Annotated in this window: 23 protein-coding genes; 2 read left to right on the top strand and 21 right to left on the bottom strand. The window is 67.5% G+C overall.

The features are described 5' to 3' along the window. Window position 1: 1 nt before the first annotated feature. Window positions 2-1,150 carry a hypothetical protein gene (locus BJQ95_RS15665; RefSeq protein WP_130176098.1) on the top strand — a complete coding sequence of 383 codons (1,149 nt, stop codon included), beginning with the start codon at window positions 2-4 and terminating at the stop codon, window positions 1,148-1,150. Window positions 1,151-1,175: 25 nt separating this feature from the next. Here BJQ95_RS15665 and BJQ95_RS15670 read toward each other — a convergent pair whose 3' ends face one another. The 13 genes from BJQ95_RS15670 to BJQ95_RS15730 form a co-directional block, all read right to left on the bottom strand. Further along, the gene (locus BJQ95_RS15670; protein WP_130176097.1) at window positions 1,176-1,385 is read right to left on the bottom strand and encodes an Rv0909 family putative TA system antitoxin; all 210 of its coding nucleotides are present in this window, start codon (window positions 1,383-1,385) and stop codon (window positions 1,176-1,178) included. A gap of 356 nt (window positions 1,386-1,741) precedes the next feature. Then, complete coding sequence (tuf, locus tag BJQ95_RS15675; protein WP_088457194.1) at window positions 1,742-2,935, bottom strand: elongation factor Tu; 1,194 nt, start codon at window positions 2,933-2,935, stop codon at window positions 1,742-1,744. Between the two features lie 126 nt (window positions 2,936-3,061). After that, window positions 3,062-5,176: an elongation factor G gene (gene fusA / locus BJQ95_RS15680; protein WP_130176096.1), complete on the bottom strand. Its 2,115-nt coding sequence runs from the start codon at window positions 5,174-5,176 to the stop codon at window positions 3,062-3,064. Between the two features lie 120 nt (window positions 5,177-5,296). After that, the gene (gene rpsG, locus BJQ95_RS15685; RefSeq protein ID WP_066597688.1) at window positions 5,297-5,767 is read right to left on the bottom strand and encodes a 30S ribosomal protein S7; all 471 of its coding nucleotides are present in this window, start codon (window positions 5,765-5,767) and stop codon (window positions 5,297-5,299) included. Further along, entirely contained in the window at window positions 5,767-6,141 is a 375-nt protein-coding gene (gene rpsL, locus BJQ95_RS15690; RefSeq protein ID WP_055811472.1) for a 30S ribosomal protein S12, read from the bottom strand. Before rpsL ends, rpsG begins: the two co-directional genes overlap by 1 nt. A 415-nt stretch (window positions 6,142-6,556) precedes the next feature. Beyond that, on the bottom strand, window positions 6,557-7,405 hold the full coding sequence (locus tag BJQ95_RS15695) for an endonuclease domain-containing protein (protein ID WP_130176095.1): 849 nt from the start codon (window positions 7,403-7,405) through the stop codon (window positions 6,557-6,559). A gap of 296 nt (window positions 7,406-7,701) precedes the next feature. Then, entirely contained in the window at window positions 7,702-8,346 is a 645-nt protein-coding gene (locus BJQ95_RS15700; protein ID WP_130176094.1) for a spermidine/putrescine ABC transporter substrate-binding protein, read from the bottom strand. 144 nt (window positions 8,347-8,490) lie between these two features. After that, window positions 8,491-9,132 carry a YitT family protein gene (locus BJQ95_RS15705; RefSeq protein WP_240694560.1) on the bottom strand — a complete coding sequence of 214 codons (642 nt, stop codon included), beginning with the start codon at window positions 9,130-9,132 and terminating at the stop codon, window positions 8,491-8,493. Between the two features lie 319 nt (window positions 9,133-9,451). Beyond that, window positions 9,452-9,982, bottom strand: a complete 531-nt coding sequence (locus BJQ95_RS15710) for a hypothetical protein (protein ID WP_130176093.1) — start codon at window positions 9,980-9,982, stop codon at window positions 9,452-9,454. Next, entirely contained in the window at window positions 9,979-11,700 is a 1,722-nt protein-coding gene (locus tag BJQ95_RS15715) for a hypothetical protein (RefSeq protein ID WP_130176092.1), read from the bottom strand. Before BJQ95_RS15715 ends, BJQ95_RS15710 begins: the two co-directional genes overlap by 4 nt. Next, the gene (locus BJQ95_RS15720) at window positions 11,693-12,724 is read right to left on the bottom strand and encodes a hypothetical protein (RefSeq protein WP_165384829.1); all 1,032 of its coding nucleotides are present in this window, start codon (window positions 12,722-12,724) and stop codon (window positions 11,693-11,695) included. Before BJQ95_RS15720 ends, BJQ95_RS15715 begins: the two co-directional genes overlap by 8 nt. 2 nt (window positions 12,725-12,726) lie before the next feature. Continuing rightward, window positions 12,727-13,215 carry a hypothetical protein gene (locus BJQ95_RS15725; protein ID WP_165384828.1) on the bottom strand — a complete coding sequence of 163 codons (489 nt, stop codon included), beginning with the start codon at window positions 13,213-13,215 and terminating at the stop codon, window positions 12,727-12,729. Window positions 13,216-13,436: 221 nt separating this feature from the next. Then, on the bottom strand, window positions 13,437-13,733 hold the full coding sequence (locus BJQ95_RS15730; protein WP_130176088.1) for a WXG100 family type VII secretion target: 297 nt from the start codon (window positions 13,731-13,733) through the stop codon (window positions 13,437-13,439). Between the two features lie 537 nt (window positions 13,734-14,270). On the opposite strand from BJQ95_RS15730, the gene BJQ95_RS15735 reads away from it, so the two are divergent. Then, complete coding sequence (locus tag BJQ95_RS15735; protein ID WP_130176087.1) at window positions 14,271-14,537, top strand: hypothetical protein; 267 nt, start codon at window positions 14,271-14,273, stop codon at window positions 14,535-14,537. Between the two features lie 73 nt (window positions 14,538-14,610). Here the strand turns inward: BJQ95_RS15735 and BJQ95_RS15740 are convergent, their stop codons facing one another. The 8 genes from BJQ95_RS15740 to BJQ95_RS15775 all read right to left on the bottom strand — a co-directional run bounded on the left by BJQ95_RS15740 (window position 14,611) and on the right by BJQ95_RS15775 (window position 24,735). After that, window positions 14,611-15,477: a hypothetical protein gene (locus tag BJQ95_RS15740; protein WP_130176086.1), complete on the bottom strand. Its 867-nt coding sequence runs from the start codon at window positions 15,475-15,477 to the stop codon at window positions 14,611-14,613. Beyond that, entirely contained in the window at window positions 15,474-16,064 is a 591-nt protein-coding gene (locus tag BJQ95_RS15745; RefSeq protein WP_130176085.1) for a hypothetical protein, read from the bottom strand. Before BJQ95_RS15745 ends, BJQ95_RS15740 begins: the two co-directional genes overlap by 4 nt. Next, a complete protein-coding gene (locus BJQ95_RS15750; protein ID WP_130176084.1) occupies window positions 16,061-16,702 on the bottom strand; it encodes a hypothetical protein in 642 nt (213 codons plus the stop codon). Before BJQ95_RS15750 ends, BJQ95_RS15745 begins: the two co-directional genes overlap by 4 nt. 4 nt (window positions 16,703-16,706) lie before the next feature. Further along, window positions 16,707-18,041 carry a hypothetical protein gene (locus BJQ95_RS15755; RefSeq protein WP_130176083.1) on the bottom strand — a complete coding sequence of 445 codons (1,335 nt, stop codon included), beginning with the start codon at window positions 18,039-18,041 and terminating at the stop codon, window positions 16,707-16,709. Between the two features lie 67 nt (window positions 18,042-18,108). Then, complete coding sequence (locus BJQ95_RS15760) at window positions 18,109-18,423, bottom strand: hypothetical protein (protein ID WP_130176082.1); 315 nt, start codon at window positions 18,421-18,423, stop codon at window positions 18,109-18,111. 257 nt (window positions 18,424-18,680) lie between these two features. Next, on the bottom strand, window positions 18,681-23,159 hold the full coding sequence (locus BJQ95_RS15765; protein WP_130176081.1) for an FtsK/SpoIIIE domain-containing protein: 4,479 nt from the start codon (window positions 23,157-23,159) through the stop codon (window positions 18,681-18,683). Between the two features lie 52 nt (window positions 23,160-23,211). After that, complete coding sequence (locus BJQ95_RS15770) at window positions 23,212-23,700, bottom strand: DUF6121 family protein (protein ID WP_130176080.1); 489 nt, start codon at window positions 23,698-23,700, stop codon at window positions 23,212-23,214. A gap of 30 nt (window positions 23,701-23,730) precedes the next feature. Then, window positions 23,731-24,735 (bottom strand): hypothetical protein, encoded by a 1,005-nt coding sequence (locus BJQ95_RS15775; RefSeq protein ID WP_130176079.1) that lies wholly within the window; start codon window positions 24,733-24,735, stop codon window positions 23,731-23,733. Window positions 24,736-24,738 lie beyond the last annotated feature (3 nt).

Raw genomic sequence — 24,738 nt, forward strand, 5'->3', positions numbered from 1 at the left:
CGTGATCAACGACGACACCTCCCCCGGTGACCATGACACCCTGCGCGGCTGGCACCGGTGGGCACTGTCTGCCCTGATCGGTGTGTTCAGCCTGGGGTTGCTGGCGATCTGGCTGGTGCCCGGCGACGCCCCCGGCGCGCAGAACCGAGATCCCCTGGACTTCCCGACCCTCTCCCCCGAGGCGATGGTCGACAAGGCCACCTACCAGGAGATCGACGTGGCCTTGCGGGACCGTGTCGGCGCGCAGGTGGGTGTGTCGGCGGCCCTGGGCGAGGTGTCGGTGCATCTGCTCGGACGCAGCCCCACGGCGGGTGTGCTGGTAGGCGGCGACAGGCAGCCCTTCTACACCGAGGACCTCACCCGGCCGTGCCGCGAGACTGGGGCCAGCATGGACGCCGTCAAGGCCGGCCTGGTGGCGGACTACACCGCGATGGACGCCGCAGGCAAGTACGTGCTCTTCATGGTCGCCCCCGACAAGTCGTCCATCCGCCGCTCCGAGGTGGACGCCATTTCGCCCGGGCTGTTGCGCTGCAGCGACTTCGTGCGCGGCCAATTCGAAACGTGGGAGTCCGAGGCGCAGCTGCCGCTCATTACACTGTGGAACCCGGTCGCGGAGCTCGACCAGCAGCCCGGCGGTGCCTACATGCGGAACGACACCCATTGGAACACCGCGGGCTCACTGGCCATGTCGCACGCACTAATGGAGCGCCTGGTCGCCGACGGGCAGGCTCCGGCCGGCCTCCTCAACGACCTTGAGGACCCGGTTATCAGCGACGGGATTGCGTTCACCGGCGACCTGAACATGCTCATGGGCGTGACCGACATCGATCAGCGCACCACGGCCTCGTTCCTGCGCCCGGACGTCATCACCGACGCCGAAATGACCGTGGGCCCCACGGGCACCGACCAGTTCCACTTCACGTCAACGTCGACGACGAGCGCGCTGGTGCCCGGCAAGACCCTGATCCTCGGCGACTCGTTCCTGCTCAAGCAGATCCCGAGTCAGCTGGGCAACTTCTTCGAGGACGTGACCATGGCAGACCACCAGGAGTACGGGCAGGCAGGTCAGTTCGACCGGGTGATCGTGGAACGCGTGCAGCGTTTCTCCGGCACCGAGGACTGGCCGCCGCTCACGACGACACTGTGGTGACCGGGGCGCAGGGTATCTAGCGAGGTTACCTGGGGTCGGGGTCGGCCTTGCGGTCGTCACGGCCGAGGTGCTTGTCGGCGGTGTCCCGGGCGTTCTGGATCTTGTCGGCGTGCTTGTTGCCGGTGACCTTGTTCGCGACGGCAGCTCCGCCGTCGAGTACCTTGTCGGAGATCTCCTCGCCCTTGTCGCTCTTGAGGAAGTCCTGGGCCTTGCGGGTGATGTCATTGAGGTTCATGAGGGTCTCCGATCTGAAGGACTGTGGTTACGAGGGTAGTTCGGGTCGCGGGGTCTCGACAAGCTCGACCAGCGAGGTGGGCACGACCAGCGGGTCGGGTCGCGGGGTCTCGACAAGCTCGACCAGCGAGACGCGCGCGAGCTACGGACGCGCACGACCAGCGGGGTCTCGACAAGCTCGACCAGCGAGACGCGCTCGACCAGCGGACGCGCTCGACCAGCGGACGGGCTCGACCGACGATGGGGGGGACGACAAAAGGGCCGGTCCCGAAGGACCGACCCTTTTGATCTCGACAAGCTCGATCAGCGAGCGCTAGGCCCGATGATCTCGACAAGCTCGATCAACGTCATACTGAATTACTTGAGAACCTTGATGACGGTTCCGGCGCCGACGGTGCGGCCACCTTCACGGATAGCAAAGCCGAGGCCCTCTTCCATGGCGATCGGCTGGATCAGCGCGACGGTCATTTCAACCGTGTCGCCGGGCATGACCATCTCGGTGCCCTCGGGCAGCGTGATGACGCCGGTGACGTCGGTGGTGCGGAAGTAGAACTGCGGGCGGTAGTTCGCGTAGAACGGGTTGTGACGCCCACCCTCATCCTTTGACAGGATGTACGCGGTGCCCTCGAAGTCGGTGTGCGGCGTAACCGAACCCGGCTTGACGACAACCTGGCCGCGCTCAACGTCTTCGCGCTTGGTGCCACGAAGAAGAAGACCACAGTTCTCGCCGGCCCATGCCTCGTCGAGCTGCTTGTGGAACATCTCGATACCAGTGACCGTGGTCTTGATGGTCGGGCGGATGCCGACAACCTCGACCTCGGAGTTGATCTTGAGGGTTCCACGCTCGGCGCGGCCGGTGACGACGGTTCCACGACCGGTGATCGTGAAGACGTCCTCGATCGGCATCAGGAAGGGCTTGTCCTTGTCGCGGACGGGCTCCGGGAAGTAGTCATCCACTGCCTGCATGAGCTCGAGGATCTTGGCAACCCACTTGGGGTCACCCTCGAGCGCCTTGAGGGCGGAAACCTGAACGACGGGGGCGTTGTCGCCATCGAAGCCCTGGCTGGAGAGCAGTTCGCGAACCTCGAGCTCAACGAGCTCAAGGATCTCTTCGTCGTCGACCGCGTCGGACTTGTTCAGCGCGACGAGCAGGGACGGCACGCCGACCTGCTTGGCGAGAAGAACGTGCTCACGGGTCTGAGCCATCGGGCCGTCAGTAGCGGCAACCACGAGGATCGCGCCGTCCATCTGAGCAGCACCGGTGATCATGTTCTTGATGTAGTCAGCGTGGCCCGGAGCGTCAACGTGTGCGTAGTGACGCTTCTCGGTCTCGTACTCAACATGCGAGATGTTGATCGTGATGCCGCGCTGGCGCTCTTCGGGAGCGGAGTCGATCGACGCGAAGTCGCGCTGAACGTTGGTCTTGGAAGGGAACGTGTCGGCGAGGACCTTCGAGATCGCTGCCGTCAGCGTGGTCTTTCCGTGGTCAACGTGACCGATCGTTCCGATGTTTACGTGCGGCTTGGTCCGCTCGAACTTGGCCTTGGCCACTGTGGGTCCTCCTCAGGACTCTCGGCTCCACCGGACGTTGGTTTACGCCCGGTGGAACTGCTGGATTTGTGTACTTATGTTACTCGGGCCAGGAGGCCTAAGCGATTCGGCCCGAAGGCCGGTGGGTTATTCGCCCTTGTTCTTCTGGATGATCTCGTCGGCAACAGCCTTCGGGACCTCCTGGTAGCTCTCGAAAGTCATCGAGTACACCGCGCGGCCCGAGGTCTTGGACCTCAGGTCGCCGATGTAACCGAACATCTCCGACAGCGGAACGTGTGCGCGGATAACCTTCACGCCCTGTGCGTCCTCCATGGTCTGGATCTGGCCACGGCGAGAGTTGAGGTCTCCGATGACGTCACCCATGTATTCCTCAGGGGTACGCACCTCGACGGCCATCAACGGCTCAAGAAGAACCGGCTGTGCCTTCCGAACGGCTTCCTTGAAGCCCATCGAACCGGCAATCTTGAACGCCATCTCCGAGGAGTCGACGTCGTGAGCGGCACCGTCAAGCAGGCTTGCCTTGACGCCGACCATCGGGTACCCGGCGAGCACACCCACGTGGAGGGCATCCTGGATTCCGGCGTCAACCGAAGGGATGTACTCACGCGGGATACGGCCACCGGTGACCTTGTTCACGAACTCGTACGACTTGTCGGCAGTGATTTCAAGCGGCTCGATCGCGAACTGAATCTTCGCGAACTGGCCGGATCCACCGGTCTGCTTCTTGTGCGTGTAGTCGTGACGCTCGACGGCCTTCTTGATCGTCTCGCGGTACGCAACCTGGGGCTTGCCGACGTTCGCCTCAACGTTGAATTCACGCTTCATGCGGTCGACGAGGATGTCCAGGTGAAGCTCGCCCATTCCCTTGATGACCGTCTGACCAGTTTCCTGGTTGTGCTCGGTACGGAAAGTGGGGTCTTCTTCGGCCAGCTTCTGGATCGCGAGACCCAGCTTTTCCTGGTCCTGCTTGGTCTTCGGCTCGATGGCAACTTCGATAACCGGGTCGGGGAACGTCATCGACTCGAGAACGACCTGCTGGGCAGGGTCGCTCAGGGTGTCGCCGGTGGTCGTGTCCTTGAGGCCGATGACCGCGTAGATGTGACCGGCGGTAACGAAACCGACCGGGTTCTCCTTGTTGGCGTGCATCTGAAAGATCTTCCCGATGCGCTCCTTCTTGCCCTTGGTGGAGTTGATGATCTGGGCACCGGAGTCGATACGACCGGAGTACACCCGGATGTAGGTGAGACGACCGAAGAACGGGTGCACCGCAACCTTGAACGCCAGGGCCGCGAACGGCTCGTCGGCGTTCGGGTGCAGCATGACAACCTTTTCTTCGTCGCGAGCGTCGTGCGCCTCGATGGCGGGAACGTCGAGCGGCGTCGGCAGGTAGTCGACAACGGCATCCAGCATCGGCTGCACACCACGGTTCTTGAACGCGGAACCGCAGAGCACCGGGTAGATCTCGCTGGCGACCGTGAGCTTGCGGATCGCGTGCTTGATCTCGGAAACGGTGAGCTCTTCGCCGGAGAAGTACTTCTCCATGAGGTCGTCATCGGTCTCGGCGACGGTCTCGAGGAGCAGCTTGCGGTATTCAGCAGCCTTCTCAACGAGGTCTTCGGGGATCGGCTCGATGGCGTACTTGGCGCCCATCTCAACGTCACCCTTGGAGTCGCCGCGCCAGGTCAGCGCACGCATCTCGACGAGGTCAACGACCCCTTCGAAGTTCGACTCTTCACCGATGGGCAGCTGGATGACCAGCGGCTTGGCGCCGAGGCGCTTCACGATGGTGTCGACGGTGTAGTAGAAGTCGGCGCCGAGCTTGTCCATCTTGTTGACGAAGCAAATGCGGGGCACGTCGTACTTGTCGGCCTGGCGCCAGACGGTCTCGGACTGGGGCTCAACGCCCTCCTTGCCGTCGAACACGGCGACTGCGCCATCGAGAACGCGGAGCGAACGCTCCACCTCGACGGTGAAGTCCACGTGGCCGGGGGTGTCGATGATGTTGATCTGGTTACCGGCCCAGAAGCACGTCGTTGCAGCGGACGTGATCGTGATGCCACGTTCCTGCTCCTGCGCCATCCAGTCCATCGTGGAGGCGCCATCGTGCGTCTCACCGATCTTGTGGTTCACACCCGTGTAAAAAAGGATGCGCTCGGTCGTAGTTGTCTTGCCGGCATCGATGTGGGCCATGATGCCGATGTTGCGGACCTTGCTCAGGTCGGTGAGCACGTCAAGTGCCACGGGTGTCCTCCGGAAGTGTTGTGAAAGATGAGGTTGAACAGGCTAGCTGCGGGACGAGCCCGCCTCGCGGGTCGAGCTTGTCGAGACCAGGTCTCGACAGGCTCGACCAGCGAGTAGCGACTACCAGCGGTAGTGAGCGAAAGCCTTGTTCGCTTCAGCCATCTTGTGAGTGTCCTCACGACGCTTCACCGCGGCACCGAGGCCGTTGGACGCGTCGAGGATCTCGTTGGTGAGACGCTCGGTCATGGTCTTCTCGCGCCGCGCCTTGGCGTAGCTGGTCAACCAACGCAGCGCGAGAGTGTTCGCACGGTGCGGCTTGACTTCGACGGGCACCTGGTAGGTGGAACCGCCGACGCGGCGCGAACGCACCTCGAGGGTCGGGCGCACGTTGTCGAGTGCCTTCTTCAGCGTGACAACAGCATCCGCACCGTTCTTGGCAACAACGCCTTCGAGGGCGTCGTAAACGATGCGCTCGGCGAGGCCCTTCTTGCCGTCGAGGAGGATCTTGTTGACCAGCTGGCTAACAATGGGGGCGCCGTATACCGGGTCAGCGATAACGGGACGCTTGGGCGCTGGGCCTTTACGAGGCATTACTTCTTCTCCATCTTGGCGCCGTAGCGGCTACGAGCCTGCTTGCGGTTCTTGACTGCCTGGGTGTCCAGGGCGCCGCGAACGATCTTGTAACGAACACCGGGGAGGTCCTTAACACGACCGCCGCGAACGAGCACCATCGAGTGCTCCTGCAGGTTGTGGCCTTCACCGGGGATGTAGGCGGTGACCTCGGTACCGTTGGACAGCTTGACGCGAGCAACCTTGCGGAGAGCCGAGTTCGGCTTCTTCGGGGTGGTCGTGTACACGCGCGTGCAAACGCCGCGCTGCTGGGGGTTGGACTTCAGGGCGGGAGCCTTGGTCTTGGTGACCTTGGGGCTGCGTCCCTTTCGCACCAACTGCTGAATGGTGGGCACTAATAACTCCTTGTTTTTGCTGCACGGTGACAGCTGACTGATGTCAAAGCATTCGAATCGCACTTCTCAGTGCTCATCGAGTTCATCTGGACCCGCCGGACATCACGGAATTACTTCCGGTCGTTCTGGTGGGTATGCCGTGGGGGCCGCTCGGAGAGCAAACCCTGTTTGCGTGGAGTGTCGGGGCGTCTGAAGTGCAACCCGATGTCAGACAACGAAGCGGCATAACTGAAGCGCACGACAAAGCGCACACCGGACAATGCTAACCCCGCCAGGGGTGCGGGTCAAGCGCGCTCAACTTCGGTTGCCTCGCTGGTCGAGCCTGCCGTGGACACCCGGAGCGGGCACTCGTCGCGTTTATAGGAAATAGTGAGATTACTAGGACGGTATCGGCGAAAGCATCCTCTTAATCTCACTATCTCCTCTCGTGCGCCGGCGACAGGTGCAGACCTTGGGCCATGGCCCGGAGGATCTCGTTCTCGATCCGGGGCCAGTCGAACAGGATCTGCCGGTAGTCGTAGCGCAAGACCGTGTAGCCCAGCAGCACCAGCCGGCGATCGTGCGCAATGTCTGCCCGCCGCTGCTCGGCCGAGGAGTGGAAGCTGAACCCGTCGCTTTGCAGCACGAGCCGGTCTCCGATGAGGCCATCGACATTGTGACCCTCAAGCTTGACCTGCTGGCTGACCCGGATGCCCGCTAACGCCAGCCGTGCCACCGGTAGCGTCTCCAGACCGGAATCTGACAATCCCGACGCGACGTCGCGCACGGCTCGGGCCGCGGCACCGCGCACGTACAAACGCGCGAGCGACTGCTGGGTCACCAGGTTCTTGTTAAGGGCGGAGTCCCAGACGACCAGAGCATTTTCGAAGGGCTGGCACTGAGCGATGTGCACGAGGGCGTTCTCGATCGGTTCCACCAAGGCGAACCGGGCAACCGGCACCGGTCCGGCGCTCCAATGCACCCGCAGGGTGTCGGATGCCGGAACCGCCCCGTTCCTCCGCATGCTGACGTGGTTCATCCCGTCGGGGAGGTGCCACAGCTCAAGTCGCCTGGCCACGCTGAGGCACGCTACCCGCCCGCCGAGCGCCGCTGCAGCCCGCAGGTCCCCGGGCGCTGTCGGCAGTGCCAACCAATCGCGCCGGATGCGGACGCACACGCCTCCGGCAACGTTCTGCCTGATCGCGAACCGGGTGAAGCCCGCACGGAGGACCTGTTGCGAGTGCGCGATCCCGCCGTGCTGATTGAGCCAGATGCCGAGTTCCATGCGCCCAGTGTCGCCGCTGGCATCCGCTCATTTACCCCCGTGTTCTGGGCTGTGCAAACTCTCCCAGGCACGCCCCCCTGTGCACACCGAGCCCCGCCGCCCTGCCGTGCTGCCGTGCTGCCGTGCTGCCGTGCTGCCGTGCTGCCGTGCTGCCGTGCTGCACGATTGTGAGGAGAAAGTGAGATTAAAAGGACGCGATCGGTGACGGCATCCTCTTAATCGACCGTTCTCCTCATAAACGTGCGACTTGGGGCGGCGGGCTCCACCTTTGCCCCGCAGAGATCGTCGGATGCCTGTCAGCTGCTGTGCGGGTCCAGCGTGCTGCCCAGGTCGGCCAGCAGCGCCTGCACGTGCGGTTCCACGAAGGTGGCCACCGCGTTCTGCAGGGCCGGTTTGTGGCCGCGCAACGCCGCACACACCCGCTTGCCCACCAGGGTGGCGTAGTCGTCGGCCAGGCGCATCTCCACCTTGAGGGCGGCCTTCTCCTCGATGCTCAGCGGCGGCGGCACCAGCTCGGGATCGTCGGCGCTGGGCGGCGGGGCGAACTCCTCGAAGGTGAACAGGTAGGGCTCATCCAGCTCGGTGGGCGGCGCATCGAGGTCGACGCCGTCGAACTCCGGGCCCAAGCCTTCCAGCGGGTGGTACGACTGCGCGGCCCGGCGCAGTTCGATCAGGCCCAGCTCCCGGTTGAGCAGCGGCAGGTTTTGCGCGGTGTAGGTCTCCACTTCGTCGTCGACGAGAGTTTTGATGCGCATCGAGAGCGGATGCTGCACCGCGTGCGGCACATCCGTGTCCAGGCCCGCGGCGCGCAGCACCGGGGATCCGAAGCACTGCTGGCAGAGTCTGGAGCGTGCCCGGTGCGTGCCGGGCCGCCAACGGGGAACCCAACGCAACCAGGCCTCGACCTCGCGGTCGACCCGCGACTCGATGGATGCATCCATGGCTGTCAAGTTTAGTCGGTGCGGGGCCTGGAGTCATTAGGTTTCGGCAAGCTCAACCAGCGGAGCGGGCTCAACCATCTCGTTGGTCGAGCTCGTCGAGACCCCGACCATCTCGTTGGTCGAGCTTGTCGAGACCTCGAGGGCTCAGCCGAAGTAGCGGTCGGGGCGGTGGTTCATGGCGATGATCATGTTCAGGATGACCGCGCCGACGACCGAGAGCAGCACCATCGGCAGGGGCAGCGTGGCGAAGGCGGCGAGCACGATGAGCACGTCCACCACGAGCTGCACGTAGCCGGCGCGCCATCCGCGGCTCTTCTGCAGGTACAGGGCCAGGATGTTGACCCCGCCCAGGCTCGCCTGGTGACGGAACAGAACGATCAGGCCGATGCCCGCCAACAGACTGCCGAGCAGGGTGGCGTAGATCGGGTCGATGTGCCGGATCTCCAGCAACAGCGGGTGCACCTCGGAGAACAGCGACACCAGCACCACGGCGGCGAGGGTCTTCACGGTGAAGCGCCAGCCCATCCGCCAGATCGCCAGGGCGAAAAACGGCAGGTTGACCAGCACGAACCACACGCCGAACGACCAGCTGGTGGCGTAGCTGGCCAGCAGGGCGATGCCGGCGGTGCCGCCGGTGGCCACGCCGACCTCTTTGAGCAGGTACAGCCCGAAGGAGACGGCGAAGGTGCCGATGAACAGCGCCACGACGTTCTCGAACGTGGAGTGCGGCACCCGCTGCGGGCGCTCGGACGGGTCGACGATCGGGGCGGAGGTGGTGCGCGTCACGCGCGGGGCTCCGGGATGCAGATGGCGCAGGTCATTACGCCATGGTACCGAGCCGGGCGCTCAACCCAACGCGGCAGGCTTCCCCGGCACCGGGCGCTCAACCCAACGCGGCAGGCTTCCCCGGCACCGGGCGCTCAACCCAACGCGGCAGGCTTCCCCGGCACCGGACGCTCAACCCAGCGCGGCCGGCTTCCCCAGCACCGGGCGCTCAGCCCAGCGCGGCCGGCTTCCCCGGCACCGGGCGCTCAGCCCAGCGCGGCGGGCTTCCCCAGCACCGGGCGCTCAGCCCAGCGCGGCCGGCTTCCCCGGCACCGGGCGCTCAGCCCAGCGCGACGGGCTTCTCCGGCACGGGGCCGGGCCAGGGGCCGTACCGCTCGGCCATCTCGTCCACGGACAGATCCAGGATGGGACCAGTGATCCCCGTCCAGCCCAGAGCGGCCGCGGCCGGAGCCAGGTCAAGGGCCGTGTCGCCGTCCCGGAACGCCACGGACGCCGTGGTGGTGGGCTCGTCCGCGGTCGCGGACCAGGCCAGGGCCAGCGTGTAGTCCAGCAGCGCGGGCACGTCGCCCGGGTAGCCGGCCTCGAGGTTGAGCCCGACGGTCAGTTCCAGTTGGTTGGGCAACCCCACCGGCCCGGTCGACACGAACGCGGCGCTCACCCCGGGTAGCTGGCTCAGTTCTTCGGTGACCTGCGCCGTGGTGCGGGCGACGGTCGTCGGGGAGGTCGGGGCCGCGGGCTGGCCGGACCGGCCGAGGCCGGCGCATCCGCCCAGCGCCACCGCGGCCGTCAGGGCGGCGGCGACGACGAGTGCCGTTCGGTGCGTTCTGAACGATCGGTGCTGTCGACTCATGGCTGGCGTTGCGCTCCGTAGTCCGTGGTTCTGGACACGACCTCACCGGTCGCGGTGTCGGTCGTGGTGGTAGTGGTGACGTGGGTTTCGGAGTCGGTGCTCATGGTCACGGCCAGCTCGGCGCCGGCGGCGGGGAAGTAGCCCGCGGCGGAGTCGGTGAACGCGGTGATGCTCGGGTCCGATGACGCGGCGACCTCCCCGGCCGTGATCGCGTACCGGTCGGCGTTGTGGGCGCCCTGCTCACCGGCGATACCGACCGGGATGCCTGTGTCGGTGGGCAGCGACGGGGCGGAGGCCTGCACGGTGGTCCAGTTCGCGCTGTCGGGGTTGTTGTGGCCGTCGAGCTTGGCGACCGGGTCTTCGTCGAACTCGAGCGAGAGCACCTGCACCTCGCTGGGGATGTCGAAGTTGGCGACCGGGGATCCGCCGGTGACGACGTGGGTGAAGGTGTAGTTCAGGCTCGGGTCGGCCGCCATCTGCCCGGCGACGATGCCGCCCAGGCTGAAGCCCTGGATCATCACCGGGTTGTCCCGGGTGATGCCGGCCTCTTGCATCGCCGCATCCACGGCGCTGGAGAGCGCCGTCTGCCGGGCCAGCATGGCGTGGGTGTCGCTGGTGACGTCGTTGGGTGTGCTGCCGGCGGCCGGGTCCCACACCTGGGTGCTGGGCACCTGCACGATGAAGCTCGGCGGGTTGCCGGGCACCTCGGTGATGCGGATGCGCGCCAGCGCGTTTTCGGCGCCCGTGACGGAGGTGTCGTATTGGTCGATCTGCGCGGACCCGGCGAATAGGCCCTCGAGGCTGGTCGGGGTAGCGACATCGGGGCCGATGATCTCGGGCGGGTTGATCAGGTCGTCGCGGGTGAGCAGCGGGCCGTCGTCGAAGAAGCCGCCCTGGTTGCCCGCCCCGATGATGGCCTGTACCGCCTGCTCGTAGCTGGTGGGCGGCCACGGCACCCCGGTGAACTTGGCCAGCAGCGCGTTGCCGGCGACCGGGCCGAGCAGCATCGTCAGCGGCAGGGTGAGACCGGAGAGCAGCCCCGGGGCGCCCTGGGCGATCAGGTCGACGGCCCAGGCGTTCTCCCCCGCCAGTTCGTTGAGCTGGTTGAGCTGGGCGGCGAGCTGGCCCTCCACGGTGTGCTGGGCCTCGTCGCCGTCGTAGTTCGCCGCCGCACCGGCCAGCACCAGCCCGAGCGCGACGGCCGGATTGGCGAGCGAGCCGGGGTGGGCCAGCACGTTCTCGACGCCCTCGCCGAGCGATTCCAGTGCTTCGCCTCCGTACCCGGCCACGAAGACCAGGGCCACATCGGCGGCTGCCACGGCGGCGAGGCTCACCGCCAGCGGCACGGCCATCACACCGATGAAGAAGGTGGTGGTGTTCACCGCGGCGTCGGCGAGCAGGGAGAGGCTGCGGTCAACGGCCTCGTAGGCATCCACGGCGCCGGCCAGGAACACCGCGGTGACGCCGGCCTCGGTGGCGAAGAGCAGCATCTGACCGGTGGCGACGACGATCTGTTGTTCGGCGGCCGCGGCGGTGATCGGCGAGAGGATGGCGGAGGCCAGCAGGTCGCCGTCCACGGCGATTCCGGCTGCGGTGAGGGATTGGTCCACGAGCTGCTGGGCCATCGCCGCGAGGTGCCCGGACTCGGTGCGCATGTCGGCGAGGTTGGCGCCGATACCACCCGCTCCCCCGGAGACGGTGAACGTGGGCTCAGCCACGGAGCACCCCGAGCAGCGCACCGATGGCAGTGGTGACCTGCCCGGTGATCGCGGCCGGGCCGGTGGTCTGGATGCGCACCCGGCTGGAGTCGACGAAGTCGACGGTGGATTCGATGCGGCCCACCAGCGGGGTGTCGGCGCTCATCTGGAACCAGCCGGCGGCGCTGCGGAACCAGTGCACCGCGAGAGTGTCGCCGGTGACAGAGATCGCGGTGACGCTGTTTCCGGCGTCGATGCCGAACGCGGGACCTTCGAGCACCTGGGTGGCCTGCGGGAGTCCCACCTCGAGGGCGGCGGCGTGAATGATTTCGTGGCTGCCGGTGCGGATGGCGCCGATCAGGCCCTGCGCCAGGGTGAGCGGGAGCACGACGGCGGCGGGCCGACCGTGCGGGGCGGCCGGCGTGGTCTGGGGTTCGAGGCGCACCAGGGAACGCAGGGTCTCGCCGATCAGTGCCGTGACGGGGAACGCGGAGAGTTCCACCGCGTCTTCGTTGGCCGGGTTCGTGCCGTGGTCGTCGAGGCGCTGGCCGCGCACCAGAGAGGCGGCGAAGCCGGCGCGCACGGCGACGGTCTGCAGGATGGTGCGGCCGCCGCCCCAAGAATGCACGGTGAGGTGCAGGGCCGGTTCGGTGAACAGGCCGAGGAAGGAGAGGACGGCGGGGTGGACCCGGGCGGGGAAGGTGGTGGGGGCGTGGGCGCCAGGTGCGGTGGCACCAGGCGTGGTGGCGCCGGGCGTGGTGGCGCCGGGCGTGGTGGCGCCGGGCGCGTGGGCGTCTCCGGCGGGGACGGTTTGGGCGTCGGCGGGGGCCGGCCGCAGCAGGCCCTGGTCGATCAGGCCCAGCTCGGCCACGAGCATCCGTTCGGCACGTTCGCTCTCGGGCACGTCGTCGGCCCAGGCGGAGTGGAATTCGGCCGGCAGGGTGAGGCCCGGGCAGCTGCTCTGTAGCAAGTGCAGCTGGTCGGCGGTGAGGCCGAACCGAGCCGGCGTGGTCGGGGCGGCGGCCGCCGCGGTGGAGAAAGCCATGGTTACCAGCCCCGTCGGTGGAAGGTGTCGGCCAGGTCGAGCCACTCGGGCGAGCCCGGGGTGGGGAGCTCTCGCACCGTGCGGATGAGTTCGTCGGCTTCGCTCACCAGCGCGCGGGGCACCTCGGTGCCGAAGAACTCGAAGATGTTCTCGGCGCCCTCTGTGATCACCTCAACGGTGTTTCCCACCAGGCGGGCCGCGTCGTTCCAGCGGTCCGAGATCCACTGTTCGGCTTCGACGATGGCCGCTTTCACCGCTTCGACCGAGCGGATGTGCGCGTCGATCCTGTCGGCGGCCTCTTCGAGCGAGGTGGCGGACACGTCGAGGTTCGTGGCACGCTCACCGAGCTGCTCGATGAAGCTGGCCGCGGCCGCCGAGACCCAGGTTGTTCCCACGGCGGATCGCAGCGTCGTGGCGCGGGTACGGGTGTCGTCGGCGAGGGTGCGCAGCGCGGCGGATTGCCGGCCGAGTGCCGCCATATCGCCGTACATGCGGTCTCCCTGGTGATGGATGCTGCCGATGGTGCCGCGCGGGTGGTGCGGGTGCTGCGCGTGACGCCGCGGGTGGCGCGGGTGCTGCGCGTGACGCCGCGGGTGGCGCGGGTGCCGCCGGCGTGACGCGGCGGGTGACATGAGTGCTGCCGGCGTGACGCGGCGGATTGACCAAAGGCGTGACCGGGAACCGGCCACGCCTTTACTCACACGATGCGGAATCAGCCGCCGATGCCGCGGGCGAGCTCGCTGTCGACGTTCTCCAGGGCGGTGGCCGCCCGGGTCAGGAACTCCGACATGCCCTGCAGGCCGTTGACGGCCTCGGTGGTGCCCTTGGTGAACTGCTCGTACGAGGTGTGGAAGGCGCCCGATGCGGCGTCGGTGACGAAGCCACCCGCGACGAGGTTGTTGACCAGGCTCTGCAGCTGCGACAGCTTGGCGGTGAGGTCGTCCTTGCCTGCGATCAGGCTGCGCGACGCATCGGTCATCTCGCCGTAAGTTACGTTCATATTCGCCATGAGTTACTGCTCCTCTTATTAGTAGTTTGGGGCCAACCCCCTCAGGCCGACCGACTATGTACAACCTAACGAACCTGCGTTGCTCGGCGGAATGGGCAGCACTCCCCATGCACTCCCCACCGCAGGTTGAGCCCGTCGGAGCCGCACCTGTTTAAGAGGAAAAAGTGACATTACAAGGACGGGATTGGGGATCGGATCCTATTTCCCGGCCTTTATCCTTATAAACGTCCGTCGCTGACGACGAAATTGGGGCACTCCGTGGCCGTGTGCCGGGTCTACTCTGGCCATACTGCGGATGGGAGCGCGATGCGCCGGTTGGGTGAATACCGAATTCTCCGCTGGGAGTTCAAGCTGTTGTAGGTCGTCGGCGTCCTCCTCGCTGGATACGCCGTCTCCTGGCCGCTCGAGCTGTTCCAGGCCGGCCCAGTCGCGCTGTCGCTCGTCTCGTCGGTCGTCACGGTTTACGGTCTCGTTCTGGGCGCTCGGATGTTTCGCGGCCGCGGTGAACCAATCCGACCACCGCGGCCATGGTGGAAGATGACCGCGCGACGGAAACTGAGTCGACGGCTCGGCATTCTCTTCGCGGTGCTGTGTGTTTTGGGGGTGGTGAGTTCGATACTCCTGGCGTTCGGCATCCCGCCGGATCAACCCCCGGTTGATGCGTCTGCCGCCCTCGCGTCGGTCCTCGCGGAACTGCAGTTCGGCGTCATTGCGTTCCTGTACCTCAACTCGGCCTCCCGACAACCGAAGCCCGACGTACCGCCATCAGCTCCGACCTTCCGGCCGACGATAAAACTGCCATAGTGGTGAGCCACTGAGCCTGGTCACGGGGTCTCGACGAACTCGACCAACGGGGTCGTCAGGAAACAGCTGCGGCCTAGGAGTACGACTCGGCAGCGCCGAGGGGCTCGCCGGAGCGCCAGTAGTTCACCGCGAGCAACAGGCCGCCGGCCAGCAGAGCCAGGCCGATCACCAGGGTGGTGATGAAGAACGGGGTGTCCTCGAAACCGAGGGCGATCCAGCACAGGCCGAGGAAAGCGCCGCCGAGGCCGGCGATCCACAGGTCGAAGCGCCAGCGGAAGGTGAGCCAACGCCAGGTGCGCTTGCCGGCGCTGCCGGTGACGGCATCCGGGTGCCGCGCAATGTGACTCAGGTACACGGCTTTCTTCACCAGCGACACCAGGATCACCGTGAACAGCGCGGCGGCCAGGCCGCCGTAGGAGGCCAGCAGCATCCACACCGCGGTGGCGTTCTCGTCTTGCAGGCCGGCGGGCCACGCCGTACCGCCGATGAGGTTCTTCAGTGGGATCAGCACCAACACCGCCCACGCGGCCAGGGGCACCAGCAGCCAGGCGGCGTGCAGGCCCAACGGCAGCGGCTTGAACTTGGCGGTGGTGGATCCTCCGCGCCAGAAGGTCGTGTCCCGCTCGGCCATCACGCCGCGGCGGCGCAAATACCCCGGGATCAGGAAGCACGCGGCGGCCACCAGGATCGCGGCCGGGATCGCGGTCATGGCCGACAGCGACGAGAGTTCCCGCTCGACGAAGCCGAACTCCGCCCGGTACGACAGGTTCTCCTCGTTGATGCGGGCCAGGGCGTCGGCCTGCAACGAGGAGATGCCCACGATGGTGACAAAGAGCAGCACGACCGCCGCGAAGGTGAGCACCACCCCGATCGAGAGCAGGATCAGGCCCCGGGTGTTGCGACCTGTCGTGACTTCGGGCGTGGTGGTGCTGTGGCTCATATCGAGTCGGCCTTCCAGGTGATCGAGTCAACGATCGCGTCGAACAGTTCGGTGAAGAGCTCGGGGCTCTCCACCATCGGTGCAGAAATTGTGATGCGCAGCAGGTCATTGCTGTGCGGGCGGGGCAGCCAGTACACGACGCGCAACGACGGCACCTTCTCGCCGCCGACCCGTTGTTGGGCGAACTCGGATTCCCTGGCCACCGGCCCGGTCTGCTGTTCGAGCAGCACGGCTCCGGGCAGAGCGGCGCGCAGTCGGTCGGCCAGGTCCAGTTCCGCCGGCGCGAGCACCGGCCAGCTTTCAATCGTGGAGAGCATCGCGGCGGGGAACGGGATGCCGGGCATGAGTTCCAGCGACAGTGCGAACGACGTGGCACCGGCATCCCGGGCCTGCTCGGCGCTCTTCACGAACTCGTCGCGGGTCTGCCGGCGCAGCCGCGCCGAGCGGTCGCTGCCGCCGACCTGTTCCTTCACCATGGCCACGATGCGCTTGGTCATCGCGGTCTCGTCCTGCAACGGGATGACCGCCCAGGTGCCGGGCAGGATGATCGAATAGGTCTGGTCCGGGCTGACTACCTCGCGGGTCACGCGGACACCTCGAGTTCGATGCGCAGGGCCGCGACAACCTCTTCGGTCTGGCGCGGCATGTTGACGAACGCGCCGACGCCTTCGGCGGAGAAGACCAGCTGCACGTACTGCGCAGCGCCGGGCGGGAAGACGGCGAAGACCGTGCGCTCCTCGATGGTGGCTTCGTCGTCGCCGGGGTCGCGGCGGGAGATGAAGGTGTGCGCGGCGACGAATGGCCCGGCGGGTACCTCACCTGTCCAGGTGGTCACGCCGAGGTACTCGGTGCCCGGGAACCGCCGGCCCTCGTCGGCCTGCAGGCCGGCGAGGTAGGTCGCGGCGGCCTGCTCGCTGGTGAGGCCGACGCCGATGTCGGTGAGTTCGAAGCCGAGAGCGCAGGAGGCCCGGCCGGATTCGGGGTAGGGAATCCACACGGCGCAGCTGATCCGCGGGTTGCCGATGCCGGCGAGACGCACCTGCAACGTCGTGAGTTGGCCGCCGAGCGTGCGGCGGCTGACGGCATCCGCCACCACATCAGCGGCGAGGGTCTCCCCCCACAGGGCGGTCTCCGGGCCCCCGAGCGGAATCGGATACCAGGTCTGGTCAGGGTTGACGCTGAGGTCGACGATGTCCCTGGTAGGAAGCGGGGTACGCGAAGTCATCGGTCTAGTCTCTCCCGACTGTCTTCTGCGCCTGATCCACGACACCCGAGTACTCGCCGAGGAAGGGCTCCATCGGGTTCTCGATCAGGTTGTCCACGGCCTTGTACATGGTGTTCAGCTGGTAGGTCGAGAGCATCACGCCCTGGATGACCATGGGCGCGTCGAGCAGGCCCGGCGCCTTCGCGGCCATCCGGTAGAAGTCCAGAAGGTCGGTGTTCAGCTTGAGCAGGTTGGTCGGCGCGAGGTTGTCCAAGGTGGGCAGCGCCTTCTCGGCCGCCTCTCGCAGCAACTGCGCCGGTCCGGCACCGGGGGTGATCTCGGGCACGAAGGACTTCTTGAACGCCTCGCCCAACGAATCCTTGAACGGCTTCACCACGACTGCCGCCGCATCGTCCACGCTCATGTAGGCGGAGCTGTGTCGGCCGACGCCGCTGAGCTGGCGGCTGAGCGCCGGAGCGCCATCCATGCTGTGGGCGGCCTTGGTGATCATGGATGCGCGCAGGTACTTGGCGCCGATCGAGAAAATCTTGCCGCCGAAGACCGACAGCACCGCTCCGACCGCCGCACCGGCGACCGCCCACCAGCTGCCGTCGCCGTTGATGGCCTTGATGGTGGCTTCGATGAGCGTGAGGAGCGCGCCGACGGCGGCGAGAACCAGCAACACCTGGCCGAGGATGGGCACCCAGGCCAGGAAGATGGCGAGCACGCCGGCCCAGTCGCAGATCACCTTGAGAATGTCGAGCGCCTTTGCGCCCCAGTCATCCCACCAGCTGTCGTTGAGGTCCTGGCTCTTCTTGCCCTCGACAACCTCGAGGATGGCCGTGATGGCCGTCTCGGCCGCCTGGTTCTTCACGGCGAGAGCCGCGTGCCACTCCCCCTGGGCTGCCTGCAGCGCCTGGCCGGCGGCCTGGGCGGCATCGTCGGCCTTGTCGGCGGCGGCCGTGTCGGTGGCGGTGGTTTCCGGGGTGGCGCTGGCGGCCGTGGCGGCGGTGCGGGTCGCGGCACGGCCGGCGGTTTCGGCGGCGGTTTCCTTGTCGCCGATGTGCGCGATGGCGGTGTTCGCGGAGTCCTGCGCGATGCGCAGCTGCGCGGAGTAGGTGATCAGGGCTGACGCGGTGCCGGCGTAACGGTCCTTGGCCTTGCTGATGTCGTCGGCGACGTTGCCGGCCTCTTCGCGGATCGCGTCGATGGCCTTGGACGTCATGCCCTCCACCGACTTGATCGAATTGAGGGTGGTCACCGAGCGGGCGATCGCGTTGGCGATCTCGGCGTAGTGCTGTGCCTTGGTGCGCAACAGATCCGGGTCACCCTCGAGGGCACGGAATTCGGTGTCGGTCATGATGATTCCTTCGGCAGGCTGCGGGAAGTTCTCGGGGTGGCCGGGCGGGCAGGACGCGTGACCGGGGTCACAGCGGGGTGGCGGTCTGCAGCGGCGGTGCCGAGTCGGTGAGGGCCTTCGCGAGGCCGTCGTCCACCTGGGTGAACCCGTCGGTGATGCCGTCGATCTTCTTCCGCAGAGCCTCGACCGCTTCGGTCATGGCCTTGCGCTTGTCGTTCCACTTGTGCGCGAAGTCTTCGACGTGGCCGCCGAGGTTCTCGTGACCGGTGGCGGTGGCCACGTCGTCGCTGAACTCGTCGGCGTTGGAGAATTCGGACACCACGGCATCCAGGTCGTCCCGCAGCTGATGAAGCAGCTGCAGGTTGATGATGAGATCACTCATGATCGGTTCCCCCTAGGTCTTCGGCTGGGTCGGCTGGGCCGCGACGGATGCGCGTTGGCCGACTGCCTGTTAGCACAGTACCGAACCCGGCAAACGGGTTCGATGGGCAGCGGTCCCCATCACGCTCCTCACCAGGTCTCGACAAGCTCGACCAACGACACCGGCGCACCCATCCGTTGATCGAGCTTGTCGAGATCCCACGAGGTCTCGACAGGCTCGACCAACGAGACAAGCTCGACCAACGGGAGCGGGAGTCGTTACGCGATGAGCGGCAGCTGCACCCGCACGAAGTTGCCCTTGGCGATGAGCACCCCGCGGCCGGGCGGGAACTCAGAGCGGTTGAGCCGGGGCAGCGCGGTTTTCAGCAGGATGTCGCCCTCCACCGATTCGGGCTGCAGCAGCAGTCCGCGGCGGGAGTTCTTGATCTCGCCGAACAGCGGCCAGGACGAGTTCCAGACACTGGTCTCGGCCTCGGCCAGCAGGAAGTGGTCGCTGCGCTTGACCGCCCGGGTGAGCTCCAGGATGCCGCCGTCGGCGGGCGTCTGCAGGAAGTCGCCCAGGCTCTCGACGAACACGGCGATGCGGCCCTCGGTGTCGGGGTCGGCTACCGCCGCCGCGAGGTCCTTGGCCAGCGCCGCGATGGCGTCGACCGTGGTCACGGCCTCGGTCCAGAGGCCGAGTCGGGAGATCGGCGAGCGGGCGTTGCCGAAGTAGTACAGCCGGGCCTCCGGCTCGAACCGTTTGAACGACGCGGCGATCGACTCGAAGGCGGTGCTGCGGCCGCTGGCCGGCGGCCCCGCCAGCAGCAGGGTGCCGCTGGGTTCGAAACCGGCCGGGCCGAGGTCGATGTCGCCGAGGCCGAGCACCACCCTCTCGCCCACCCGGGCGGGCAGCTGGCCCTGCGGGAATTCCTTGGGCAGCGCGCCGATGGCCGGCGCGTCGGCCACGCCCGCGCGGCGCATGGCGTCGGCGAGCCGCCTGGTGGCGGCGGACTGCGCCGACTGCGCCGCCAGGCCGCCGAGGATGGCGATCTGGGTTTCGAAGCCGTCGACGATGGCGCGGCCGGCGGGCGACTTGATGCTGAGGATGTCGCCGGGCACGTCGAGCATGCCGTAGCCGTCGTCCGCGAGCCGCAGCACGACCTTGCGCTGGATCGCGGAGGAGATCGACGCGGGCACCGCGCCGGCCCGGTCGGCGGTGAGGGCCACGTGCATGCCCAGCTGACGGCCGTCGGAGAGGATGTCCTTGAACACGTCGAACCACTGGGCGCGGCCGGCCATGATCTCGAAGTCGTTGCGGAAGTTGGGGAACCCGTCGATGAGCAGCAGGATGCGCGGCTCGGCCGGTTGGCCGGCCAGCTGGCGGTACTCGCTGATGTTCGACGCGTTCGCCTCGGCGTAGAGCGCCTTGCGGCGGTCGAGTTCGCCCTGCAGGGTGCGGAACAGTCGCACGATGCGTTCGGTGTCCTCGCCCATGATGATCGAGCCCACGTGCGGCAGCTGCTCGAGCATGCGCAGGCTGCCGGCGCCGAAGTCGAGCCCGTACACGTGCACCGGACCGCCGCGCGGGGTGATCGCCGCGGCGCAGGCCAGGGTGCGCAGCACCGCGGACTTGCCGGAGCCGCCGGTGCCGAAGACGGAGATGTGCCCGTCGACGTCGGGCCGGAAGTACGCGGAGACCTGTTGCTGCTGCTCGGCGATGTCGGAAACGCCGAGCAGGAGTTCGGCATCCGTGCGCTGCCGCAGCAGGCTGAGGTCGTAGGCCTCGGCGAGTTCGTCGAGCCAGGGCCTGCGGGGGGCGGGGATGCCGGCGCCGGCGTTGGCGCCGACGATGGTGGTGACCAGGCGTTGCTGGTCGGTCGGGCCGAGGTCGCGGTCCTCGTCGACGTAGCCCACCTCGCGGGGTTCCTCCCAGCGGCTCTCGGCGCCGAAGCGCAGCTCGTGCACGTCGATGCCGGCGCGTTCGGGTTCGCGGCTGGTCCAACCGCCGGCGTACGCGGACTGGAACTGGGCGAGCCGGCCGGGGCCGGTTTTGGCGACGCCGCGGCCCGGGATAGCCGGGTCGAAGTGCGCAGACTCCTTGGTGCCGATCACGTCGGTGCTGTCGGACTCGTCGGCCATCCGCAGGGCGATCCGCAGCGGGGTGTTGGCGCGCAGGTTGTCTTTGATCACGCCGGCGGGGCGCTGGGTGGCCATGATCAGGTGGATGCCGAGCGAGCGGCCACGCTGGGCGATGTCGACGACACCGTCGACGAACTCGGGCACCTCGGTGGCCAGGGCGGCGAACTCGTCGATGACCAGCACCAGGGCGGGTGGGCTGTCGGGGTCGCCGCGCTTCTCCAGCTCGAGCAGGTCTTTGGCCTTCTTGCGGTTGAGCAGGTGCTCGCGGTGGTGCAGTTCGGCGCGGAGGCTGGTGAGTGCGCGGCGCACGAGGTGCGGGCTGAGGTCGGTGACCAGGCCCACGCAGTGCGGCAGGGTGACGCAGTCGGCGAACGCCGAGCCGCCCTTGTAGTCCACGAACAGGAAGGTGACCCGGTCGGGGCTGTACTCGGCGGCCATGCCGAGCACCCAGGCCTGCAGGAACTCGCTCTTGCCGGCACCGGTGGTGCCGCCGACGAGGGCGTGCGGGCCCTGGGTGCGGAGGTCCAGGTGCATGGCGTCGACTCCGGCGGAGCCGATGATGGCGCGCAGCTTGCCGGCCCGGCGGGGTTTGGGGGTGCCGCCGCTTCGGTCGTGGATGGAGGTGTTCTGCTGCCACCGGTCGATGACCGCGGCGCTGGTCTCCACCATGTCGTGGCCGAGCAGGGTGACCAGCGACACGGTGCGGGGCAGGTCGCTGGCGTCGGCGACGAGGGCGCCGGCGTCGATGACCGGGGCCATCCGTTTGGCGAAGTCGAGCGCGGCGGCGGAGTCGACCTGTTCGGTGACGACGTTGTCGATGGTCTCACCCAGGCGCACGAAGCCCACGGTTGCGATGCCGGGTTCGTCGCCGAGGTGCAGGTAGGTGCGGCAGACGGCGGGCAGCGCGGCCACGGTCGGGCCGATCCAGATGGGGTAGACGCCGGCGTCGGCGGCGATCTCGGCGAGCTGCACCAGGCGGGCCCGGTCGATGGCGACGTCGTCGGAGATGAGCAGCACGATCGCGGGGATGGCGGACTTGGTGCCCTCGTTCAGGCTGGAGGAGCCGACCTCGCCGCCGCGCTCGAGCGCGGCATCCGTTTGCACCATGGCGCCGCGGCGTTGGCTCTTGGCCTGGGCGAGGCGCGCTTCGACGACGCCCTCGATGCTGGAGAGCACCGCGCTGGCGCTGGCGGCGCTGTCGGCGAGGTGGCTGCCCTCGAGGGGGCTGTGCGGCGAGGAGGTGTGCGGCATCCACTTGAGCCACTCCAGCTCGCGGGACCAGCTGGGCGTGAGGAGGGACGCCACGACGAGTTCGGCCGGGGAGTGCAGGGCGGTGAGTTGCACCAGGATCGAGTTGATCGACCCCATCGCTTGGGCGGGTGAGCCGGCGATGCCGAGCGCGCCGGAGTCGTAGAGGTTGTCGATCAGCGGCACGCCGTCGAGGGTGCGGTTGGCGTTGACCACCTCGGTGAGCTTCTCCTCGAACTCCGGCAGCATGTCGCCGCGGCTGGAGTCGGAGATGGTGTTGCGGGAGTTCATCGTGCCGCAGCCGAGCCGCACGTTCAGGAACGACCAGTGTTCGGGCCGGCGGGTCCACAGCATCGGCCCGCGGTTCATCGCGTGTTCGTGCGCCTCCAGCGTGGACGGCGATTCCTTGAGGCGCAGCTCGTGCTCGATCACCCGTTCGGTGGCCAGGCGTGCGGTGAGCACCTCCAGGCGGGAGCCGAACTTCGCCACGGCCTTGGCCATCCTGCGCTTGTCGCGGCTCTTGGTGGTGAGGAAGTTACCGATCAGCATCACCGGGGAGAGCAGGCAGAACAGCAGGGTGGTGGGGCTCTTGGTGAGCGCGAACATGGCGCCGCCGAGCAGCAGCGGGGTGATCATCGCCAGCAGCGGGAAGGGCGGGTCTTCCTTCTCGGTGGGCACCTCCGGCGAGACGAACTCCTGGCCGATGTAGCGTTTCTCCACCTTGGGTGAGCGGTTGAAGAAGATCGGGCCGGGTTTGGGGGCGCTCTCCGGGGCGGGCGCGTCGGTGAGCAGGCGGATCTCCACCTCGGAATCGCCGAGCAGCAGGCGTTCGGTCTTGGCGATGCGCAGCCGGCCCACGATGCCGCCGTCCACAACGACACCGTTGGCGCTACCCAGGTCGATGACCTCCACCGCGTCGCCGATCTCCAGCCGCACGTGCTTCTTGGAGACCAGGCTGTCGTGCAGCACGATGTCGCAGGATGCGTCGCGGCCCACCAGCAGGCTGCCGGGCGCCAGCGGAAACTCGCGGCCTTCGTCGGGTCCGGAGAGCACGGTCAGCTGCGCGACCGCGGGCACCGTCGGCGTGGACGGGGCCTGGTAGAGCACGCCGGCGTCGGCGAGGCTCACCGATGCGCCGGAGCCGATCCACGCCTCCCCCACGGGGCCGTCCGGCGGCAGGGTGAGCGGCACGCTCTGGCCGGGCAGCGTCGCCCGCAGGGTGAGGTACCGGTCCGGCGAGTGCACGGTCTGCGCGTCGACCCGGCTGATGGTGCCGGCGATTTCGGAGATCGTGGCCGCGGCATCCGCGGTGACGATGATGTCGCTGGCGGCGCCGTTGGGGCGAACCAGGGTGAGCTTGAGGCGCATTCAGTCCCTATTTCAGTACTCTGGGCGGATCACGTGCTGATGGTGCTGAAAACTATTCGCCGCGGCGCTCCCACGGCCACAGCGGGCGGCCGTTTTCGCCGTAGTGCGAGGCCAGCAGGATCGAGTAGATCAGCGCCACGATGAAGGCCAGCAGGCCCACCGTGAGGGCGAACGGGCTGGCGAGCATGCTGCCGGCGAACAGCAGCACCCCGAACGGGTCGCCGTTGCCTGCGGCCACCAGGATGGCGCCGGTGACGATGAACAGGCCGTACGCGGCGATGCCGGTGGCAACGGCAAACCCCACCACGACACGTTGCTTGTCGGGTGGGGTGGCGATGCCGAGGGTGATCAGCATGATCAGCACCAGCACGACGGCGACGGCCGTCATGGTGGGGCCCACCAGCGGGCCGGCCGAGCGGTCGGCGATCACGTCGAGGTTGGTGGCCAGGCTGATCAGGCCGAACGCGGCCACGAGCAGCGCGGCGTAGAGCACGGTCGCGAATATCGCGACGACGGTCGCGTATTTCTGGTAATCGCGCATTGTGCACCCCCCGCACTGCCCTGCCGGTGGTTAGACCGAACGAGCGAGCTGCGGTCCTTCGGCGAGCTGACGCTCGTACTCGGCCTTGGCGGCGATGTTCTTTGCCGTGACGCTGCGTCCGCGGCGGGAGATCCAGGCGCCGAACCAGATCGGCACCTCGCGGGCCACGATGGCCGCGGCGATCGCGCCGGGGTTCAGCCACTGGGTGCTCACGAAGCGGGCAGCTTCGGCGGCGGTCAGGTTCCAGGCCTGCACCGACAGCAGGGCGCCGCCGATGTAGGAGAAGTAGACCACCACGGCGACGAGGAAGCCGCCGAGCACGTACGCCCACCAGCCGGCGCGGTTGAGCACCGCCACCAGGAGGGCGAAGGCCAGGAAGAAGAAGATCACCGGCACGTAGAAGACCGGCAGCACCAGGAAGTCGGTGAAGCGGGCGGTGGCGTCGGCGACGGTGGCCGCACCTGCGGCGGAGATGAAGAACGCGATGAGGGCGTAGACGGCACCGAACACCGCGGTGGCGATCAGGCCGATGAGGATACCGGCGGCCCGGTTGCCCAGGGTCTTGGGCGGCGTGGGCGCGGTGACGTACACCGGGCTCGGCGCGAACTGCTGCGTCTGCTGCTGCTGGGTGGGCTGCACCGGCTGCTGCACGGCCGCGGGCGTGACGCCCTGCGCGGGAACGTAGGTGGGCGTGTAGTCCTTCTGCTCCGCAACGGCTTCATCGCGGGCGATCTCGGCCGGGGTGGGCTCGGCGGTGAGGCGTTCGACCTTCTCGGTCGGCGCCTCCGACGCGGAGGCGGTGACGGGAGTGGCCGGTTCGTAGTCGATCGGCTCGCCGGGAACGTAGGCAGGCTCGGGCTGCGCGTCGGGTGTCGACGTCAGAACGACCGGTTCGCTCACGGGCTCCTCGACCGGCTTGCTCGGGTCGGCGACCGTGGTCGGCTCCGGGCTGGCGTCGTTGGCGGGGTCGAAGTACTCGGTGTGAGCATCCGGGTAGTCGTTCTTGTGTCCCTCGTTGGGGGTCGTGTCGGTCATGCT

This window comes from Cryobacterium sp. SO1, assembly GCF_004210215.2.
Taxonomy (GTDB): Bacteria; Actinomycetota; Actinomycetes; order Actinomycetales; family Microbacteriaceae; genus Cryobacterium.

Excerpts from the sequence above, each read along its gene's own strand:
- BJQ95_RS15750 (WP_130176084.1), bottom strand. The coding sequence starts at position 16,702 with ATGACTTCGCGTACCCCGCTTCCTACCAGGGACATCGTCGACCTCAGC.
- BJQ95_RS15755 (WP_130176083.1), bottom strand. The coding sequence starts at position 18,041 with ATGACCGACACCGAATTCCGTGCCCTCGAGGGTGACCCGGATCTGTTG.
- BJQ95_RS15695 (WP_130176095.1), bottom strand. The coding sequence starts at position 7,405 with ATGGAACTCGGCATCTGGCTCAATCAGCACGGCGGGATCGCGCACTCG.
- BJQ95_RS15720 (WP_165384829.1), bottom strand. The coding sequence starts at position 12,724 with ATGGCTTTCTCCACCGCGGCGGCCGCCGCCCCGACCACGCCGGCTCGG.
- BJQ95_RS15730 (WP_130176088.1), bottom strand. The coding sequence starts at position 13,733 with ATGGCGAATATGAACGTAACTTACGGCGAGATGACCGATGCGTCGCGC.
- BJQ95_RS15775 (WP_130176079.1), bottom strand. The coding sequence starts at position 24,735 with ATGACCGACACGACCCCCAACGAGGGACACAAGAACGACTACCCGGAT.
- BJQ95_RS15735 (WP_130176087.1), top strand. The coding sequence starts at position 14,271 with ATGACCGCGCGACGGAAACTGAGTCGACGGCTCGGCATTCTCTTCGCG.
- BJQ95_RS15670 (WP_130176097.1), bottom strand. The coding sequence starts at position 1,385 with ATGAACCTCAATGACATCACCCGCAAGGCCCAGGACTTCCTCAAGAGC.
- BJQ95_RS15725 (WP_165384828.1), bottom strand. The coding sequence starts at position 13,215 with ATGTACGGCGATATGGCGGCACTCGGCCGGCAATCCGCCGCGCTGCGC.
- BJQ95_RS15740 (WP_130176086.1), bottom strand. The coding sequence starts at position 15,477 with ATGAGCCACAGCACCACCACGCCCGAAGTCACGACAGGTCGCAACACC.
- rpsG (WP_066597688.1), bottom strand. The coding sequence starts at position 5,767 with ATGCCTCGTAAAGGCCCAGCGCCCAAGCGTCCCGTTATCGCTGACCCG.
- BJQ95_RS15760 (WP_130176082.1), bottom strand. The coding sequence starts at position 18,423 with ATGAGTGATCTCATCATCAACCTGCAGCTGCTTCATCAGCTGCGGGAC.
- BJQ95_RS15700 (WP_130176094.1), bottom strand. The coding sequence starts at position 8,346 with ATGGATGCATCCATCGAGTCGCGGGTCGACCGCGAGGTCGAGGCCTGG.
- BJQ95_RS15770 (WP_130176080.1), bottom strand. The coding sequence starts at position 23,700 with ATGCGCGATTACCAGAAATACGCGACCGTCGTCGCGATATTCGCGACC.
- BJQ95_RS15710 (WP_130176093.1), bottom strand. The coding sequence starts at position 9,982 with ATGAGTCGACAGCACCGATCGTTCAGAACGCACCGAACGGCACTCGTC.
- BJQ95_RS15765 (WP_130176081.1), bottom strand. The coding sequence starts at position 23,159 with ATGCGCCTCAAGCTCACCCTGGTTCGCCCCAACGGCGCCGCCAGCGAC.